This is a genomic window from Xanthobacter sp. DMC47, from assembly GCF_056313845.1.
In genome coordinates this window covers 1,502,582-1,519,079 of record NZ_JBQUZM010000001.1, presented here as the reverse complement: position 1 = coordinate 1,519,079, position 16,498 = coordinate 1,502,582, and the positions used below count along the sequence as shown (strand labels likewise).

The following is a 16,498-nucleotide window of genomic DNA, read 5'->3' as shown; positions in this document are numbered from 1 at the left end:
CCGGAACACCTTTCGGTGCCCGGTCGCAGCGCCGGGTGCCGCCCCTCGCTGTGGTCCGAACCAAGGTCCCTCTTTGGAACGCTCCTTTGCCCCGTGCCCTGCCGCAGCGCGCCGGAGACGGTGGCAATCTTCCCTCTCCGCATGTCGCAAATTGGACCGTGCTGCGTCTTTTGGTGTCACGGGCGTTAACAAGTGTTTCCGGGTTGCGTGCATCGGAAATGAACGTTTTTGCCCGTTCGGGCGTTCCTGTCCTCGCAGGCACTGCAAAGCCCAAGCGCCATCGCGCGGGCCATCAGACCGAGGAGACGACCATGGCGATCATCCGCAGCGGTTCGGCGGAGTGGAGCGGCGGCATCAAGGACGGGCGGGGCAAGATCTCCACCGAGAGCGGGGCGCTGGCCGGCTTCCCCTACGGCTTCGCCAGCCGCTTCGAGGGCCAGCGCGGCAGCAATCCCGAGGAGTTGCTGGGCGCCGCCCATGCCGCCTGCTTCACCATGGCGCTCTCCCTCATCCTCGGCGAGGCCGGCCTCACCGCCACGCGGATGGAGACCACGGCGAAGGTGTCGCTGGAGAAGCAGGACGCCGGCTATGCCATCACCGAGGTCAATCTCGCCCTCGTCGGCACCGTGCCGGGCGCGAGCGCGGAGCAGTTCACGAGCCTTGCCGAGAAGGCCAAGGCCAACTGCCCCCTTTCCAAGGTCATCCGCGCGAAGATCACGCTGGAGGCCCGGCTGGAAGAGTAGGGCCCTTCACCGTGTCATCGCCGGGCTGCCCACGGCCCGGCCACTCCGGGGGGAGACGCCGGCTATGCCGCCGCCGAGGCCGCCCCTGCGCGGGCGTCTTCCAGCGCCAGCCGCGCGCCCTTCTCGGCGATCATCGCCGTGGGCGTGTTGGTGTTGCCGGAGGTGATGGTGGGCATGATCGAGGCGTCGATCACGCGCAAGCCACCCAGCCCGATAAAGCGCAGGCGCTCGTCCACCACCGCCATGGGATCGTCCACGCGGCCCATCTTCGCCGTGCCCACGGGGTGGAAGATGGTGGTGCCGATGTCGCCGGCCGCCTTGGCGAGGGAAACGTCGTCGTCGCCCACGGAGGGGCCGGGGAGATACTCCTCCGGCCGGTAGGGCGCGAGGGCCTGCTGGCGCATGAGGCGGCGGGTGACGCGGATGGCGTCGGCGGCCACCTGCCGGTCTTCCTCGGTGGTGAGATAGTGGGGGGCGATCTGCGGCTTCGCCTCGGGATCGGCATTGGGAATGCGCACGATGCCGCGCGAGGTGGGGCGCAGGTTGCACGCCGCCACCGTGATGGCCGGGAAGCGGTGCAGCGGCTCGCCGAACTTGTCCAGCGAGAGCGGCTGCACGTGGAACTGGATGTTCGCCCGCTCCTGATGCGGATCGGACTTGGTGAAGATGCCGAGCTGGGAGGGCGCCATGGTGAGCGGCCCGCGCCGCCGCAGCGCGTAGTCCACGCCCATCAAGGCGCGGCGGGGCAGGGAATAATAAGTCTCGTTCAGGGTGCGGATGCCCGTGACCTTGTAGATGGCGCGCTGCTGGAGATGATCCTGCAGGTTGCGCCCCACGCCCTGCCGGTCCAGCACCGTCGCAACGCCGCGTTCGGAGAGCCAGTCGCCGGGGCCGACGCCGGAGCGCTGGAGGATCTGCACCGAACCGATGGAGCCGGCGGTGAGGATGACCTCGCCGCGCGTGCGCGCCTCGATCCAGCGCCCGTTCTGGCGATAGCGCACGCCCACCGCGCGGCCGTTCTCGATGATGAGGCGATCGGCCAGCACCTCGGTTTCCAACCGGAGGTTCGGACGGCCGAGGGCGGGCTTGAGGAAGCCGCGCGCGGAGGACCAGCGGCGGCCGAACTTCTGGTTCACGTGGAAATAGCCGACGCCTTCGTTGTCGCCGGTGTTGAAATCCGGAGCCTTGCGGATGCCCAGCTCCGTGGCGGCATTGGCCACGGCGTTCAGCACCGGCCATTCGATGCGCGGCGGCTCGATGCGCCAGCCGCCGCCGACCCCGTGGATGTCGCTGGCGCCGAGGAAGTGGTCCTCCAGCGACTTGAAGGCGGTCAGTACGTCCGGCCAGCCCCAGCCGGAGAGGCCGAGCTGGCGCCAGTGGTCATAGTCCGCCGCCTGGCCGCGCATGGAGATCATGGCATTGATGGCCGAGCAGCCGCCGATGACCTTGCCGCGCGGATAGTTGAGCGCGCGCCCGTTCAGCCCCGGCTCGGCGTCGGTCTTGAACATCCAGTCGGCGCGGGGATTGCCGATGGCGAAGAGATAGCCGACGGGGATGTGAAACCAGATCCAGTTGTCCCGCCCGCCGGCCTCCAGCAGCAGCACGCGGGTGCGCGAATCGGCCGAGAGGCGGTTGGCGACGATGCAGCCGGCCGTGCCGGCACCGACGACGATGTAGTCGTAATCCCCTTCGAGCCGTTCCACCGGCGCCTCCCGCTTGTTTCTCTCCGCTGGTGATCCCAGCTTGGATTTCTGCACGCAAGAACGATAGTTTCCGATCCATCCTGCAATTTTGCAGGAATGGCCTCAATGCGCGCAGGGACTTCACCGCATCATGGATTGGGACGACCTGCGCATCTTCCTCCAGCTTGTCCGCACCGGGCGCATGGCCGGCGCCGGGCGGGCACTGGGGCTGGACGATACCACGGTGGGCCGGCGCGTCGCGCGGCTGGAACGGGAGGTCGGTGCGCCGCTCGTCGCCCGTGCCGGGCGGCGCACGCTCATCACCGAGGAGGGGCAGAAGCTGGCGCAGGCGGCGGAGGAGATGGAATCCCTCGTGCTGCGCAAGATCACCGGCCTCGGCGAGGGCGAGCGCCAGCCCACCGGGCGGGTGCGTGTCGGCGCGCCGGAGGGGCTCGGCGTCGGCTATCTCGCGGCGCGGCTCGCCGCGCTCTCCGCCGACAATCCGAGGCTGGAGACGGAGCTGGTGGCCCTGCCGCGCTCCTATTCGCTGGCGAGCCGGGAGGTGGACATCGCCATCACGCTGGACCGGCCCATCGCCGGGCAGGTGAAGGTGCGCAAGCTCACCGACTACACGCTCGGGCTCTATGGCACGAAGGCCTATCTCGACCGGCGCGGGCGGCCGGCAACGGCGGACGATCTCAAGGACCATGTGCTCGCGGGCTATATCCCGGAACTCCTCTTCACCCGCGCCCTCGATTTCTCGCAGCTCGGCCCGGGGGTGGAGCTGAAGCCGGTCATCCGCTCCACCAGCGTCATCGCGCAGGTAAATGCCGTGCTCTCCGGCGCCGCCATCGGCGTGCTGCCGGCCTTCCTCGCCGCGCCCCATCCGGCGCTCGTGCCATTGCTGGAGGATGAGGTGCGCCTCACCCGCAGCTACTGGCTCTCCGTGCACGACGATCTCAGCCACCTCGCCCGTGTGCGCGCGGTGCTCGATGCCATCACCGCCGCCGTGCGGGCCGACCGGGCGCAGTTCATTCGCAGATGAAGCGGGGGCGCTCCTCGCGGAAGCGGCGGGCGAGGAAGGCGCGCACGGTGGCGATGCGGCGCACCTCCACCGTGTCGGGATGGGCGAGCAGGAAGTAGCTCCGGCGGAAGGCGATGCGCGGCAGGATGCGCACCAGCGCGTCGCCATAATATGCGGCGGCGAAATCATGCAGCACGCCGATGCCGGCGCCGGAACGCACCGCCTCCATCTGGCCGGTGACGCTGGCGCAGCGGAAGGGCTGGCCGCCGTGCTTCTCCAGCACGCCGGAATAGTCCAGCGCCGAGGCATAGGCGAGGTCTTCCACCCCGGTCACTACCCGCCGCCCGGCCAGATCCGCCTCGCTCTCGGGCGCGCCGAAAGCCGCGATGTAGCTGCGCGCGGCATAGGCGCCGAGCGTATAGTCGGTGAGGCGCGAGACGGTGAGGCGGCCCTCGGTGGGCCGGTCGAGCACGATGGCGAGGTCCGCCTCGCGCCGGGAGAGGGAGAAGGTGCGCGGCAGCGGCACCAGCTCCACCACCAGATGGGGATGGAGCAGGGCGAGCCGCCCCAGTTCGGCGGCGAGGAAATAATTGCCCAGCCCATCCGGTGCGCCGATGCGCACGGTGCCGGAGACCTCGGCCTCCGCCGCCCGGAAACGCTCGGCGATGCCCAGCATCTCCGCCTCCACCCGCTCCGCCGCCGGCAGCAGCCGCTCGCCCGCCTGTGTGAGCACGCAGCCGGTGGGGCGGCGGTCGAACAGGGGGCTGCCCAGCGCCGCCTCCAGCGCATCGAGCCGGCGGGCGATGGTGGCGTGGTTCAGCGCGAGTTGCTTCGCGGCGGCGAGCAATTGCCCGCGCCGGGCGACGGCGAGGAAGACGCGCAGGTGGTCCCAGTCGAGGGCAATGTCCATGGGCTACAATATCCGCACAACAGATGCTCGGACAATGGCATTGCTGCGCGTCGTTTGAAGCGCCATCACGGGGCCATACCCAGCCCGGAGGCGCATCATGCCCACGCAGATTTCCCACTTCATCGGCGGCAAGCTCGTCGCCGGCACCAGCGGCCGCACGGCGCCGGTCTACAATCCCGCCACCGGCGCGCAGACCGGCGAGGTTCCGCTCGCGTCCGCCGCCGAAGTGCGCGCGGCGGTGGAGATCGCCAACAAGGCCGCGCCCGGCTGGGCCGCCACCACGCCGCTGCGCCGCGCGCGCATCCTCAACGCCTTCCTGCGCATCCTGGAAGAGCGGGTGGACCAGATCGCCGAGGTGGTGAGCGCCGAGCACGGCAAGGTGTTCTCCGACGCCAAGGGCGAAGTGCAGCGCGGCATGGAGGTGGTGGAGTTCGCCACCGCCGCCCCGCAGCTGCTGAAGGGCGAGATCACCGAGGACGTGGGAACCCGCATCGACAGCCACGCGGTGCGCCAGCCCCTCGGCGTGGTCGCCGGCATCACGCCGTTCAACTTCCCGGCCATGGTGCCCATGTGGATGTTCCCGGTGGCGCTGGCCTGCGGCAACTGCTTCGTCCTCAAGCCGTCCGAGCGCGATCCCTCCGCCTCGCTGCTGCTCGCGCAGTGGCTGAAGGAAGCCGGCCTGCCGGACGGCGTGTTCACCGTGATCCACGGCGACAAGACCGCCGTCGACGCGCTGCTCGACGATCCGGACATCCAGGCGGTGAGCTTCGTCGGCTCCACCCCCATCGCCCGTTACATCTACGAGACCGCCGCGCGCACCGGAAAGCGCTGCCAGGCCCTCGGCGGCGCCAAGAACCACATGATCGTCATGCCCGATGCGGACATGGACCAGGCCGTGGACGCACTGATGGGCGCCGCCTACGGCTCGGCCGGCGAGCGCTGCATGGCCATCTCGGTGGCCGTGCCGGTGGGCGAGGCCACCGCCGAGGCGCTGATGGCGAAACTGGAGCCGCGCGTGCGCGCGCTCAAGGTCGGCCCCGGCACGGACCCCGAGTCCGAGATGGGGCCGCTCGTCACCAAGCAGCACCTGGAGAAGGTGTCGGGCTATGTGGACCAGGGCGTTGCGGAAGGCGCCAAGCTGGTGGTGGATGGCCGCGGCCTCAAGCTCCAGGGCTATGAGGACGGCTATTACATCGGCGGCACCCTGTTCGATCACGTGACGCCGGACATGCGCATCTACAAGGAGGAGATCTTCGGACCCGTCCTCTCCGTGGTGCGCGCCGACAGCTATGACACCGCCGCCGACCTCATCAACAAGCATGAATTCGGAAACGGCACCGCAATCTTCACCCGCGACGGCGATGCCGCCCGCGAGTTCGCGCACCGCATCAAGGTGGGCATGATCGGCATCAACGTGCCGATCCCGGTGCCCATGGCGTTCCATTCCTTCGGCGGCTGGAAGGCGTCCCTGTTCGGCGACCACCACATGCACGGGCCGGAGGGCGTGCGCTTCTACACGCGCCTCAAGACCATCACCACCCGCTGGCCCACCGGCATCCGCGCCGGCGCCGAGTTTGTGATGCCCACCATGAAGTGAGGCCAACGGAGGGGTCTCAGGCCCTTCCGTCCTCCAAGAGGTGCGCCGAAGGGAGGGGTCTCAGGCCCCTCCCTTTTTCGTTCAGGCCGGCGCGTTCCCGAGTTCTGGAAGGCGCCGGCCGATGCGGCCGTTGCGGCGTGCGTCAAGGCGCGCAGCAAGGTGCCGTAACGACGGTGCTTTTCGTTCGGTGCCGAGGGTGGCAAGCTCGGTGGCGCGCGCGACCTGCGCCGCCTGAGGCCTCCACATGGCTGTCCCGCGTCCCGCCGCGCGCGTGACGATCGCGATCCTGAGCGCCTATGTGCTAGTCCTTCAGCTTCTGCTGGCGGGGCTGGCGGGCGGGGCCTTTGCCGCCGTCGATGGCGGACTGTGCGCTGTCGCCGCGCAGGCGGACCCTGGCGGGGCCTCGGGCCACGCCGTTTCCGGCGAGGATTGCTGCCTCGGCGCCTGCGTCATCCTTGATGCGCTGGAAGGCCCGCGTGCGCCTGTCCCCCACCGTCCTGAACGTCGCTGGGCGCCCGCGCGGCGAAGCGCCGATGGCGTCGCCATCCGGCTGGCACCGGGGCGCCCGCTGCCGCCCGCCCGCGCGCCGCCGGCCTGAGGCTTCCGTGGCCTGAGGCCATCCACGCCTCGGCCGCCGACCCGGCATCCCCTTCCACCTCGAAGGGGACATAACCTCAGGGAGCAGACATGACCCAACGTCCGCAGCCGCGGCGCCGCCGCCTTCTTGCCCGTGTCCATGGCGAGGAAATCCTCGCCGCGACTCTGTTCGCCCTGTGCCTTCTCATCGTCTCGGCGCAGCATCTGCTGGCCCACGAATACAAGGTCGGCGGCCTGCTCATCGACCACCCCTGGACGCGGGCCACGCCGCTCGGCTCGGACATGGGGGCGGGCTTTCTCGCCATCCACAATTCGGGTGACACGGCCGATCGCCTGCTCTCCGCCGCGGCGCCCTTTACCCGGCGTGTGGAGCTTCAGGAGATGACCATGAAGGACGGGCTGATGCGCATGATGCCCATCAAGGGCGGGCTGGAGATCCCGGCCGGCGGCACCCTCGTGCTGGAGCCGAGCGGCCACCACCTCGTCTTCATCGACCTGAAGGAGCAGCTCAAGGAGGGTGAGATGCTGGATGCCACGCTCACCTTCGAGAAGGCCGGCAAGGTCAAGATCCAGTACAAGGTCGAGGCCATCGGCGCGACCGCCATCGACAAGATGCACCACCCGCTGGGCCAGTGAGCGGTTCGCCCGCTCTCAGCGGCGGGCGAACCACCCCTGCATCAGCGGCAGCACGATGTAGCGCGCGGCGAGGGCGCCGATGAGCGCGCCCAGGGTGCTGGCGACCCAGTTCTCGACCAATGACGTCCGGCCGGGAATCCAGATCTGGCAGATCTCGAAGAAGGCGGACGCGGCCGAGAAGGCGAGGACGATCGTCGCCACGCGCCATCGTAGCAGCGCCAGCGCGACGAAGCCGGCCGTGCCGATATAGGCGGCGACGTGCTCGATATTGCCGGAATAGCCGGTGTGCGGCCGCTCGGTTCCGGGCAGCAGCGACAGCACGGTGATGACGATGCAGCAGGTGGCGGCCAACACCTTCAGCACCGGCCCGCCCGGCTGGAGCCAGTGGAGAAGCGTGCGGGGAAAAACGGAGGACATGGGCGACCCCTGCGGCGCGGCGACAGACCTGTTTCGCCTATCCCCGCGGCGAAAGGAAGACCCCATCCGCGCCGAACTCAGAAGTTCGGATTGGCCGGCCGCTCCAGCCCCAGAAGGTGCCGCAGCGTCGGCCCCTCGTAGGCCGTGCGGAACAGCCCTCGCTCCTGCAGGATCGGGATGACCAGATCGACGAAATCGTCGAACGCGCCGGGGAAATAGGGCGGCATCACGTTGAAGCCGTCCGCCGCGCCGCTCTCGAACCAGAGCTGGAGCGTGTCGGCCACTTGTTCCGCCGAGCCCACCAGCACCCAGTGGCCACGGGCGGCGGCGACCATGTTGTAGACGTCGCGGAGCGTGCCGCCCTCGCGCTTGGCCTTGGCCAGCATCACGCCGGTGAAGGACTTGTAGGTGTCGGCCTCGGGCAGGTCCGGGATGGGGCCGTCGAGGTCGTAGGCGCTCATGTCCGTGCCGAAGCGTTCGGAGAGCATGCCCAGCGCATTCTTCGCATCCACGAAGCGCATCAGCTCGGCCAGCTTCTCGCGCGCCTCCTGCGCGGTGCGGCCCACCACCGGCATCACGCCGGGCATCACGCAGACGTCCTCCGGCTTGCGGCCGAGGGCCGGCAGGCGATCCTTCAGCGACTTGTATCCCGCCTGCGCCTCCGCCATGTCCTGCACCACGGCGAACACGATGTCCGCCGTGCGCGCGGCGAGCTGCTGGCCCGGCTCCGAGCCGCCGGCCTGCGAGATGATGGGGTGGCCCTGCGGCGCCCGCGAGATGTTCAGCGGTCCCTTCACCTTGAAGAATTCGCCCTGGTGGTCCAGCGCCTTCACCTTGGCGGGGTCGATGTAGAGGCCGGTCTCCCGGTCGGCGACGATGGCGTCGTCCGCCCAGCAGTCCCACAGGCCCTTCACCACGTCGAGGAACTCGCCGGCGATCTCGTAGCGCCTGGAATGGTCGGGGTGGATCGTGCCGAAGTTCGCGGCGGCGGCCGGGGCGGCGGTGGTCACCGCGTTCCACACCGCGCGCCCGCCGGAGATGTGGTCCAGCGAGGCGAAGGCGCGGGCCACCGTGTAGGGGTCGGAATAGGTGGTGGAGACCGTGCCGCCGAGGCCGATGTGCTTGGTCGCGCCAGCGACGGCGGAAAGCAGCGTCAGCGGTTCGAGGCGGGCGGTGTAGGAGGGGTGGGCGGCCGGGTCGGCATTGAGGTTGTCGCCCATGAAGATGAGGTCGAACAGCCCGCGCTCGGCGGTGGCCGCGATGCGCCGCACCGCTTCGATGTCCTCGAAGGTGTCGACGGCACCGGGCACGCGCCAGCCGGCGATGTGGCTCCCCGTTCCGAGCAGGAACAGGCCGAAATGCATCTTGCGGGTCATTTTCTCTACTTCCAGAACACCAGCCGCCGTTCGGCGAGGCCGACGAGGCCGAAGAAGGCGAGGCTTGCGGCCGAGGCGATGAAGATGGCCGACCAGACCTTCACGAAATCCACCTGCAGCACCGCCTGGTAGATCACCCAGCCGAGGCCGTCGTAGGCGCCCAGCATTTCGGTGACGATGGCGACGATGACCGCGCGCACGGTGGAGACGCGCAGGCCCGCGGCGATCAAGGGCAGCGCGGTGGGAAGGCGCAGGCGGAACAGGATGGAAAGCCGCCCGGCGCCGAACGAGCGCATGAGGTCCACCGAGCGCCGGTCCACCCGGTCGAGGCCGGCCAGCGCCGAGAGGAAGACGGTGAAGGAGACGGCGAGCGCCACCATCACCACCTTCGACGGCATGCCGATGCCGAACCACAACAGGATCAGCGGCGACCACGCCACCACCGGCACCGAATTGATGGAGGTGGCCACCGGCACGATGGCGTTGCGCGTCATCGGGATGAGGGTGATGACCACCGCCAGCGCGATGCCGATGAGCGCGCCGATGACATAGCCGGAAAACGCCTCGACGAGGGTGTAGGCGCCGGCGAGGAACAGCGTCGCGCGGTGGTCGAAGATGCTGCCGAGGATCGCGCTGACCGAGGGCAGCGTATAGGCCGGCAGGTTGAAGCCGCGGGCGATGCCTTCCCAGGCGACGACCAGCAGCACCATGCCGAGGGCGCCGCGCTGGATCGCGCGTGAGGATTGGGTCGCGCTCATTGCTCGGCTCCCCAGAACACGAGGGCGCGCTCGGCCGCCGCGACCACGGCATAGAAGCCGGTGCCCAGCAGCGCGCACATGGCGATGGCGGCCCAGATGGCGACGACGTTCTCGTTGTACATGCCCTGCAGCAGCAGCACGCCGAGGCCCACCGTGTCGCCGAACCATTCGCCGACGATGGCGCCCACCAGCGACAGGGCCGAGGCGAGGCGCAGCGCGACGAAAATCTGCGGCAGCGCCGCCGGCAGTTGCAGCCGGGTGAGGAGCTGGAAGCGGCTGGCGCCGAAGGAGCGCATCAGCGCCTCCTGGCGCGGGTCCACGCTTTCGAGGCCCAGCAGGGCGTTCACCGTCACCGGGAAGAAGGTGAGGTAGAAGGAGATGGCGGCCTTGGCGATGAGCGTGTTGCCGAACCACAGCACCACCAGCGCGCCGAAGGCGATGACCGGGATGGTCTGCGAGACCACGAACACCGGAAAGATGAGTTCGCGCAGCACCCGCGCGCGGAAGAAGACGATGGCGATGCCCACGCCGAAGACCGCGCCGGACGTAAATCCCATCAGCGTCTCGGTGAGGGTGCGCAGGAAGCCCTGAATATAGGGCTCGGGCGTCGCGAGGATGGCGTTCAGCACCAAAGTCGGCCGCGGCACGTACCAGGGCTTCACGTTGAGGACGATGACGAGCCCTTCCACCGCCGCCAGCACGGCGAGGAGGATGGCGAGCCCGCGCACGGCGCGAAACAGCGTCGTGAGGAGCGGGGAGGTCCCCGGCCGTGCGGCCGGGGACTGGAGGGTTGCCGCGCTCACGGACGGCGGTCCGCCACCGGGATGGCTTCGAGGAAGGAGCGGTTGAAGGTGGCGTCGAGATCGACGGGCTTGGAGATGACCTTGGCATCGAGGAAGAGCTGCTGGGTGATCTTCACCGCGTCCATGTCGATCCAGAACAGGCCGTTCTCCTTCACCGTGCCGGCCGTCATCAGCTTGGCGGCCTCGGTGAGCTGGAATTCCTGATGGGCCCGGTCCAGCGTGGGGGCGGCCTTCATGATGGTGTCCACCGCGCCCTTGGGATCGGAGAAGGCATCCTTCCAGCCCTTGATGGAGGCGCGCAGGAAGGCCTTCACCAGCTCCGGCTTCTCCTTGGCGGTGGTCTCCGAGACGATCAGCGTGTCACGCGGGAAGGTGATGCCGGAATCTTCCGCCACGAAGGTGCGGAGCTTCTCTTCGCCCATGCGGGTCTTGATCGTGTAGTATTCGTTGTAGCGCGTGGCGGTGATGACATCGACCTGCCCGTCCACGAAGGGCGTCACGCTCACCTGCTGGGGCTGGATGTCCACCAGCGCGGGGTCGATGCCGTTCTTGGTCAGCATCGCCTTCAGCACATGGTTGGCGCCGGTGAACCAGGTGGTGACCTTCTTGCCCTTGAAGTCCTGCAGCGTCTTGATGGGGCCGTCCGCGCGCGCCACGAAGACGAAGGGCGTCATCTGGTGGGAGATGCCGACGCACACCACCGGCAGGCCCTTGTCGCGGGCGGCGAACACGCTGTCGAGGCCGCCCGAGAGGCCGAAGGTGTCGGCACCGGTGGCGACGAGGTTTTCCGCCAGGATGTTCGGGCCGCCCGGATTGATGGTGAGGTCGAGGCCCTCGGCCTTGTAATAGCCCTTGGCCACCGCGACGTAGAAGCCGGCGAACTGGGCCTGCGGCAGCCACTTGAGGCGCAGGGTGACGGGCACCGGATCAGCCGCGCGTGCGGGGAGCGCCGAGAGGAACGTGGCGCCCATGGCGGTGGAGAGAAGCGCGGCGCCGGCCGCGAGGGTGGAGAGGAAAGTTCGGCGAGGGATCATCAGGTGGTCTCCGCTGGAAGGGGGTGTTCTTGGTGTTGTGTTTCTGGCGTTCAGGGCTGGTCGTGGCGGATTGGTTCCATCCCGCCGTCATCCCCCGGCTTGTCCGGGGGATCCACGGAACGGCCGGGCTTGCTCTCGGGATTGCGTCACCCGCCAAACGGCGGGGTGGATGCCCCGGACGAGCCGGGGCATGACGCCGGTTCGGAGAGGGAAGGCCGGGAGCGACCCGGTGCTCTTGGCCATGCCGCTCAGCTCCGGTAGCTGGGATCGGCGCGGTCGAGCTGGCGCATGAGGGCGGGCCATTCGCGCTCGCCGGGAACAAGGATGTCGCCCTGCATCTCCCAGAACTGGCGGGCGGCCTTCTCGCACACCTCGGGGGGCGGCATCACCAGCTTCACGCCGGAGGCGCAGGCCGCCTGCATGGCGAGCTGGATGCGCGCGGCGCGCTCGAAATAATAGAGCAGCATGAAGGCTTCGCCTGGGGTGCGGCCCACGGTGAGGATGCCGTGGTTGCGCATCAGCATCACCTTGTGGGGGCCGAGGTCCGCGACGAGGCGCGCCTGCTCGTCCATGTCGATGGCGACGCCCTCGTAATCGTGGAAGGCCTGCCGGTTGTAGAAGCGCATGGCGAACTGGGAGAGCGGCAGCAGCCCCTCTTCCTGCCCCGAGACGGCGACGCTCGCGTCCGAATGGGTGTGCAGCACGCAGGCGGCGTCCGAGCCGGTCTTGTGGATCGCCGCATGGATGACGAAGGCGGCGAGATTGATCTCGTAGGGCGTGTTGTCGATCTTGCGCCCGTTGATGTCGATCTTCACCAGGCTCGATGCGGTGATCTCGTCGAACAGCAGGCCGTAGGGGTTGAGGAGAAACTGTTCCTCGTGCCCCGGCACGCGCAGGGAGATGTGGTTGTAGATGAGATCGTCCATGCCGAGCTTCGCCACCATGCGGTAGCAGGCGGCGAGCGCGACGCGGGCCTCCCACTCGGACGCGTCCATGGCGGCGGGCTTTTCAGCAAGAGCGGCCATCACTTGAGCGGCCATCACTTGCCCTCCGCGGTGAAGGACTTCATGGCTTCCTCCTCGATCGCCTCCAGCAGCGTGCGCTTGAGGCGGATGAATTCGGGGGAGATGACGATCTCGGCCGGGCGGGGGCGCGGCAGGTCCACCTTCTGCGTGAGCTTCACCTTGCCGGGCCGCGCACTCATCACCAGCACGCGGTCGCCGAGGAACAGCGCCTCGTCCACGTCGTGGGTGATGAACAGGATGGTCCGCTGGTGCTTCTGCCACACGTCCAGCAGCCAGCGCTGCATCATGGTGCGGGTGAGGGCGTCGAGCGCGCCGAACGGCTCGTCCAGCAGCATCAGGTCGCGCTTGAACAGAAAGGTGCGCATCAGCGCCACGCGCTGGCGCATGCCGCCGGACAGCTGGTGCGGATACTGCTGGCCGAAGCCGGCGAGGCCGAACTCGGGCAGCATCTTTTCGGCGAGCGCGCGGGCCTCCTTGCGGGGGGCGCCTTCCACCTCCAGCGCGAGGATGGCGTTGTCGATCACCGTGCGCCACGGCAGCAGCAGGTCGCGCTGGGGCATGAAGGAGACGCGGCCGAGGAGGTCGGCGGCGATCACGCTCCTGCCCTCGAAGCGCAGCGCGCAGCCGGGGTCCGGCTCCTCGAGCCCGGCGACGATATTGAAGAGCGTGCTCTTCCCGCAGCCGGAGGGGCCGACCACGGTGACGAACTCGCCCTTCTCGATGGTCGCCGAAAATCCGTCGAGGGCGCGGGTGGCCCCGAACGTCTTGGTGACGCCGGTGAGGGAGAGGATCTGCGCGGCGTCGGAAGCACCCGCCGCGTCGGCGGCGAGGACAGCCTCGCCGGGCCTGTGTGTGGAAGCCGGCAAGCCTGCCTCTTTCTTCTTTGTATAATGAGCGCCCATCGGCGCATGCGAAAGAACGGTGGTCATGCCTTCCCTGCTAGCAATCGACATGCCACACTTCTTGCAAGGACACTCTATGGACGGCGCGCCGGGCGTCAACCAGTGAAGGTAACGGAACGTAGCGCCTTCCGGAGCCCTCAGAATGGATGCCGCGGACGCGTTGATGTATACTGAACTGCAATTTTGAGAATGCAAATGGCTATCATGAGTGCACAAGAAGGCAGCAGCTGCCTGCCCCTTGACCAGAATGGGCGCTCCAGCGTGCCGGGCGAGACCCTGGCCGACCGCATCCGCCGTGCGCTGGAGGCGGATATTTCCTCCGGCCGGCTGGAGCCCGGCTCCAAGCTGGACGAACAGGAGCTTGCCGAGCAGTTTCGCGTGTCCCGCACCCCCGTGCGGGAGGCGTTCCGCCTTCTGGCGGCGAGCCATCTGGTGGAATTGCGCGGCCGGCAGGGCGCGGTGGTGCGCACCATTTCGGCGCAGATCCTGCTGGAGATGTTTCAGGTGATGGCGGAGCTGGAAGGCCTGTGCGCCCGGCTTGCCGCACGCCGGGCAAGCCCGGCGCAGCTCGGGCGTATCGATGCGATTCACAAGCGACTGGAGGAGGTTAGCGCGTCCGGCGACATCGACCTCTTCTATGATGTGAACCAGGAGTTCCACGAGGCCGTCTACGAGGCCTCCGCCAACGGCTTCCTCGCCGACCAGACCCGCCGCCTGCGCAACCAGGTGGCAGCCTATCGCCGCCGGGTCACCCACCGCCCGAGCCGGATTCCCAAGACTTTGAAAGAACATGGCGAGGTCATCGCGGCCATCCGCGCGCACGATGACGAGGCCGCCCAGCGCGCCATGCGCGACCATGTGAACCTGCTCGGCGACGATCTCCTGGACTTCCTCGCCGCCTACGGGTGAGGGCGCTGCATTTTCGTGGTATGCAAATTGCTAGAGTTTGTATATCCAATTTGGCGACCTCATCGGCGCCATCTGCCCAGCGGAGATGCAAACTTGAAGCTCGACCTCACCGACAAGACCGCCCTCATCACCGGCGCCTCCAAGGGCATCGGCCTTGCGACGGCCCGCGTGTTCGCAGGCGAGGGCTGTCATCTCCATCTCGCCGCGCGCAACGGCGAGGCGCTGGCCGAGGCCAAGGCCGAGATCGAGGCCGCCCACGGCGTGAAGGTCTCGATCTATCCGGTGGACCTCGGCTCCACGGACGCCATGGAGAAGCTGGCGGCCGACGTGGGCGACGTGGACATCCTCGTCAACAATGCCGGCGACATCCCGGCCGGCTCGCTGGACGTGGTGGACGACGCCGCCTGGCGGCGGGGCTTCGACCTCAAGGTCTTCGGCTACATCACCCTCTCGCGCGCCTACTATTCGCGCATGCGCGGCAAGGATGGCGTCATCGTCAACGTCATCGGCAATTCCGGCGAGAACTGGGATGCGAGCTATATCGCCGGCTCCACCGGCAATGCCGCGCTCATGAGCTTCACCAAGGCGCTCGGCGGCGCGAGCCTGAATGACGGCGTGCGCGTGGTGGGCGTGAACCCCGGCCCCGTCGCCACCGACCGCATGCTCAAGATCATGAAGCGCAAGGCCATCGACATGCTCGGCGCCGAGGAGCGCTGGGAGGAGCTGTTCGACAAGTATCCCGGCAAGCGCCCCGCCACGGCGGAAGAGGTGGCCGATCTCGTCGCCTTCCTCGCCTCGCCGCGCGCCGGCTACATCACCGGCACCAACGTGACCATCGACGGCGGCATCTCGGCCCGCGGCTCGGTCATCTGACGCACCCGTTCGCCGGCGCCGCCGCAACGGCGCGCCGGCCTCCCCTTCGAGGAAATCGCTTTCATGTCCTCCGCCCGGCTGCGCAACCGCTATTTCGACACCCTGTTCTCCACCCCCGGCCTCATGTGGATGGGCCAGAACACCAACCACATCGCCGCCCATCCCGCCGTCGAGGAGGCCATGATCGCCTCCATCCGCGCGCAGGAATACAATGCCTACGCGCCCCCGCTGGGCTTCGAGGCGCTGCGCGCCGCCATCGTGGACGACCTCGGCACGCCGGGCGCTGAAGCCCTCATCACCGAGGGCGGGGTGAATGCGCTGGCCCTCGTGTGCCGCGCCCACTGCCGGCCGGGCACCACCTTCGTCACCACCGATCCCACCTGGAAGTGGCCCTGCCTGTTCGCCGCCCAGATGGGCGCCGAGGTGATCGAAATCCCGATCTACGATCCGGCCGTGGACTACAAGCTCACTCCAGAGGCGCTGCGCGCCAACGTGGATGAGCGCACCGCCATCATCTATCTGGTGGACCCCAACAATCCCCTCGGCATCCGTTACACCCGCGAGGAGATCGAGGCCTTCTGCGAGATCGCCAAGGACTGCGGCGCGCTGCTGGTGCACGACTGCACCTATCGCGATTTCGCCGACGGCCATTATCCCGCGCTGCTCGCCGCGCCGGACCGCGCGCTGGTCTCGCTGTCCTTCTCCAAGTGGCTGGGTCTTGCCGGCATGCGCATCGGCGCGCTGGTGGGCGCGCCGGACCTGCTCGACGCCTGCTCGGCCCGCACCACCTCCGTGCTCGGGGCGAGCGTGCTGGCGCAGCGCGCGGCGGAGGCGGGGCTAAAGGTGAAGCCGGAGTGGATGCAGACGGTGCGCCGCATCGACCGCGCCAACAAGGCGAAGATCCACGATGCGGCACTCGCCATCGAGGGGCTCAGCATCCCGGTCTATCCCTCCCACGGCAACTTCCTGGTGATCGAGACGCAGGCCGCCGGCATCCGTCCCGAGGCGCTGGTGGAGGCCGCCCGCCGCAAGGATCTGATGATCCGCCAGGGCACCTATCACACCGCCCGCTTCGGCGACCGCTTCATCAAGGTCTCGACCTCCGTGCCGGAAGAGTGGGCCGACCGTTTCGTGGAGCTGCTGCCGTCGCTGGTGGCCGAGGCGCGCACGCTGAACGACGTGCCGGCGCAGTTCTAAGGTCGCGTTATCAGG

Annotated in this window: 17 protein-coding genes; 8 read left to right on the top strand and 9 right to left on the bottom strand. The window is 68.5% G+C overall.

All coding sequences use genetic code 11. The features are described from left to right. The first annotated feature begins 311 nt into the window (after positions 1-311). Positions 312-743 carry an OsmC family protein gene (locus ACT54R_RS07005; RefSeq protein WP_476324856.1) on the top strand — a complete coding sequence of 144 codons (432 nt, stop codon included), beginning with the start codon at positions 312-314 and terminating at the stop codon, positions 741-743. A 62-nt stretch (positions 744-805) separates the two neighbouring features. Here the strand turns inward: ACT54R_RS07005 and ACT54R_RS07000 are convergent, their stop codons facing one another. Continuing rightward, complete coding sequence (locus ACT54R_RS07000; protein ID WP_476324854.1) at positions 806-2,446, bottom strand: GMC family oxidoreductase; 1,641 nt, start codon at positions 2,444-2,446, stop codon at positions 806-808. Between the two features lie 130 nt (positions 2,447-2,576). On the opposite strand from ACT54R_RS07000, the gene ACT54R_RS06995 reads away from it, so the two are divergent. Continuing rightward, on the top strand, positions 2,577-3,470 hold the full coding sequence (locus ACT54R_RS06995; protein WP_476324852.1) for a LysR family transcriptional regulator: 894 nt from the start codon (positions 2,577-2,579) through the stop codon (positions 3,468-3,470). On the opposite strand, the gene ACT54R_RS06990 is transcribed toward ACT54R_RS06995, so the two are convergent. Further along, on the bottom strand, positions 3,457-4,359 hold the full coding sequence (locus ACT54R_RS06990) for a LysR family transcriptional regulator (protein ID WP_476324850.1): 903 nt from the start codon (positions 4,357-4,359) through the stop codon (positions 3,457-3,459). The genes ACT54R_RS06995 and ACT54R_RS06990 overlap by 14 nt on opposite strands. Before the next feature lie 97 nt (positions 4,360-4,456). On the opposite strand from ACT54R_RS06990, the gene ACT54R_RS06985 reads away from it, so the two are divergent. The 3 genes from ACT54R_RS06985 to ACT54R_RS06975 all read left to right on the top strand — a co-directional run bounded on the left by ACT54R_RS06985 (position 4,457) and on the right by ACT54R_RS06975 (position 7,189). Then, on the top strand, positions 4,457-5,956 hold the full coding sequence (locus ACT54R_RS06985; RefSeq protein ID WP_229643359.1) for a CoA-acylating methylmalonate-semialdehyde dehydrogenase: 1,500 nt from the start codon (positions 4,457-4,459) through the stop codon (positions 5,954-5,956). Between the two features lie 244 nt (positions 5,957-6,200). Further along, positions 6,201-6,554, top strand: coding sequence for a hypothetical protein (locus ACT54R_RS06980; protein WP_476324848.1), 354 nt, complete (start codon positions 6,201-6,203; stop codon positions 6,552-6,554). Positions 6,555-6,643: 89 nt separating this feature from the next. Further along, the gene (locus ACT54R_RS06975; protein ID WP_476324846.1) at positions 6,644-7,189 is read left to right on the top strand and encodes a copper chaperone PCu(A)C; all 546 of its coding nucleotides are present in this window, start codon (positions 6,644-6,646) and stop codon (positions 7,187-7,189) included. Between the two features lie 15 nt (positions 7,190-7,204). Here ACT54R_RS06975 and ACT54R_RS06970 read toward each other — a convergent pair whose 3' ends face one another. The 7 genes from ACT54R_RS06970 to ACT54R_RS06940 form a co-directional block, all read right to left on the bottom strand. Further along, entirely contained in the window at positions 7,205-7,606 is a 402-nt protein-coding gene (locus tag ACT54R_RS06970; RefSeq protein ID WP_476324844.1) for a VanZ family protein, read from the bottom strand. Between the two features lie 77 nt (positions 7,607-7,683). Then, entirely contained in the window at positions 7,684-8,982 is a 1,299-nt protein-coding gene (locus ACT54R_RS06965) for an LLM class flavin-dependent oxidoreductase (RefSeq protein ID WP_476324842.1), read from the bottom strand. Between the two features lie 5 nt (positions 8,983-8,987). Then, complete coding sequence (locus ACT54R_RS06960) at positions 8,988-9,740, bottom strand: ABC transporter permease (RefSeq protein ID WP_476324840.1); 753 nt, start codon at positions 9,738-9,740, stop codon at positions 8,988-8,990. Then, positions 9,737-10,543, bottom strand: a complete 807-nt coding sequence (locus ACT54R_RS06955) for an ABC transporter permease (RefSeq protein ID WP_476324838.1) — start codon at positions 10,541-10,543, stop codon at positions 9,737-9,739. The genes ACT54R_RS06960 and ACT54R_RS06955 overlap by 4 nt, the downstream gene beginning before the upstream one ends. Continuing rightward, the gene (locus tag ACT54R_RS06950; RefSeq protein WP_476324836.1) at positions 10,540-11,577 is read right to left on the bottom strand and encodes an ABC transporter substrate-binding protein; all 1,038 of its coding nucleotides are present in this window, start codon (positions 11,575-11,577) and stop codon (positions 10,540-10,542) included. Before ACT54R_RS06950 ends, ACT54R_RS06955 begins: the two co-directional genes overlap by 4 nt. 248 nt (positions 11,578-11,825) lie before the next feature. Next, complete coding sequence (locus ACT54R_RS06945) at positions 11,826-12,617, bottom strand: class II aldolase/adducin family protein (protein ID WP_476324834.1); 792 nt, start codon at positions 12,615-12,617, stop codon at positions 11,826-11,828. Then, positions 12,617-13,468: an ABC transporter ATP-binding protein gene (locus tag ACT54R_RS06940; RefSeq protein WP_476324832.1), complete on the bottom strand. Its 852-nt coding sequence runs from the start codon at positions 13,466-13,468 to the stop codon at positions 12,617-12,619. The genes ACT54R_RS06945 and ACT54R_RS06940 overlap by 1 nt, the downstream gene beginning before the upstream one ends. Positions 13,469-13,708: 240 nt before the next feature. On the opposite strand from ACT54R_RS06940, the gene ACT54R_RS06935 reads away from it, so the two are divergent. From ACT54R_RS06935 to ACT54R_RS06925, 3 genes are all read left to right on the top strand, one after another. Then, a complete protein-coding gene (locus ACT54R_RS06935; protein WP_168461331.1) occupies positions 13,709-14,413 on the top strand; it encodes a GntR family transcriptional regulator in 705 nt (234 codons plus the stop codon). Positions 14,414-14,506: 93 nt separating this feature from the next. After that, entirely contained in the window at positions 14,507-15,286 is a 780-nt protein-coding gene (locus tag ACT54R_RS06930; protein WP_168461329.1) for an SDR family oxidoreductase, read from the top strand. Between the two features lie 63 nt (positions 15,287-15,349). Next, the gene (locus ACT54R_RS06925) at positions 15,350-16,483 is read left to right on the top strand and encodes a pyridoxal phosphate-dependent aminotransferase (protein WP_476324829.1); all 1,134 of its coding nucleotides are present in this window, start codon (positions 15,350-15,352) and stop codon (positions 16,481-16,483) included. The last annotated feature ends 15 nt before the right edge of the window (positions 16,484-16,498 follow it).

Bases quoted from the DNA above. Each gene is read 5' to 3' on its own strand.
- ACT54R_RS07005 (WP_476324856.1), top strand. From the start codon at position 312: ATGGCGATCATCCGCAGCGGTTCGGCGGAGTGGAGCGGCGGCATCAAG.
- ACT54R_RS06995 (WP_476324852.1), top strand. From the start codon at position 2,577: ATGGATTGGGACGACCTGCGCATCTTCCTCCAGCTTGTCCGCACCGGG.
- ACT54R_RS06990 (WP_476324850.1), bottom strand. From the start codon at position 4,359: ATGGACATTGCCCTCGACTGGGACCACCTGCGCGTCTTCCTCGCCGTC.
- ACT54R_RS06985 (WP_229643359.1), top strand. From the start codon at position 4,457: ATGCCCACGCAGATTTCCCACTTCATCGGCGGCAAGCTCGTCGCCGGC.
- ACT54R_RS06980 (WP_476324848.1), top strand. From the start codon at position 6,201: ATGGCTGTCCCGCGTCCCGCCGCGCGCGTGACGATCGCGATCCTGAGC.
- ACT54R_RS06975 (WP_476324846.1), top strand. From the start codon at position 6,644: ATGACCCAACGTCCGCAGCCGCGGCGCCGCCGCCTTCTTGCCCGTGTC.
- ACT54R_RS06970 (WP_476324844.1), bottom strand. From the start codon at position 7,606: ATGTCCTCCGTTTTTCCCCGCACGCTTCTCCACTGGCTCCAGCCGGGC.
- ACT54R_RS06965 (WP_476324842.1), bottom strand. From the start codon at position 8,982: ATGACCCGCAAGATGCATTTCGGCCTGTTCCTGCTCGGAACGGGGAGC.
- ACT54R_RS06960 (WP_476324840.1), bottom strand. From the start codon at position 9,740: ATGAGCGCGACCCAATCCTCACGCGCGATCCAGCGCGGCGCCCTCGGC.
- ACT54R_RS06950 (WP_476324836.1), bottom strand. From the start codon at position 11,577: ATGATCCCTCGCCGAACTTTCCTCTCCACCCTCGCGGCCGGCGCCGCG.
- ACT54R_RS06945 (WP_476324834.1), bottom strand. From the start codon at position 12,617: ATGGCCGCTCAAGTGATGGCCGCTCTTGCTGAAAAGCCCGCCGCCATG.
- ACT54R_RS06935 (WP_168461331.1), top strand. From the start codon at position 13,709: ATGAGTGCACAAGAAGGCAGCAGCTGCCTGCCCCTTGACCAGAATGGG.
- ACT54R_RS06925 (WP_476324829.1), top strand. From the start codon at position 15,350: ATGTCCTCCGCCCGGCTGCGCAACCGCTATTTCGACACCCTGTTCTCC.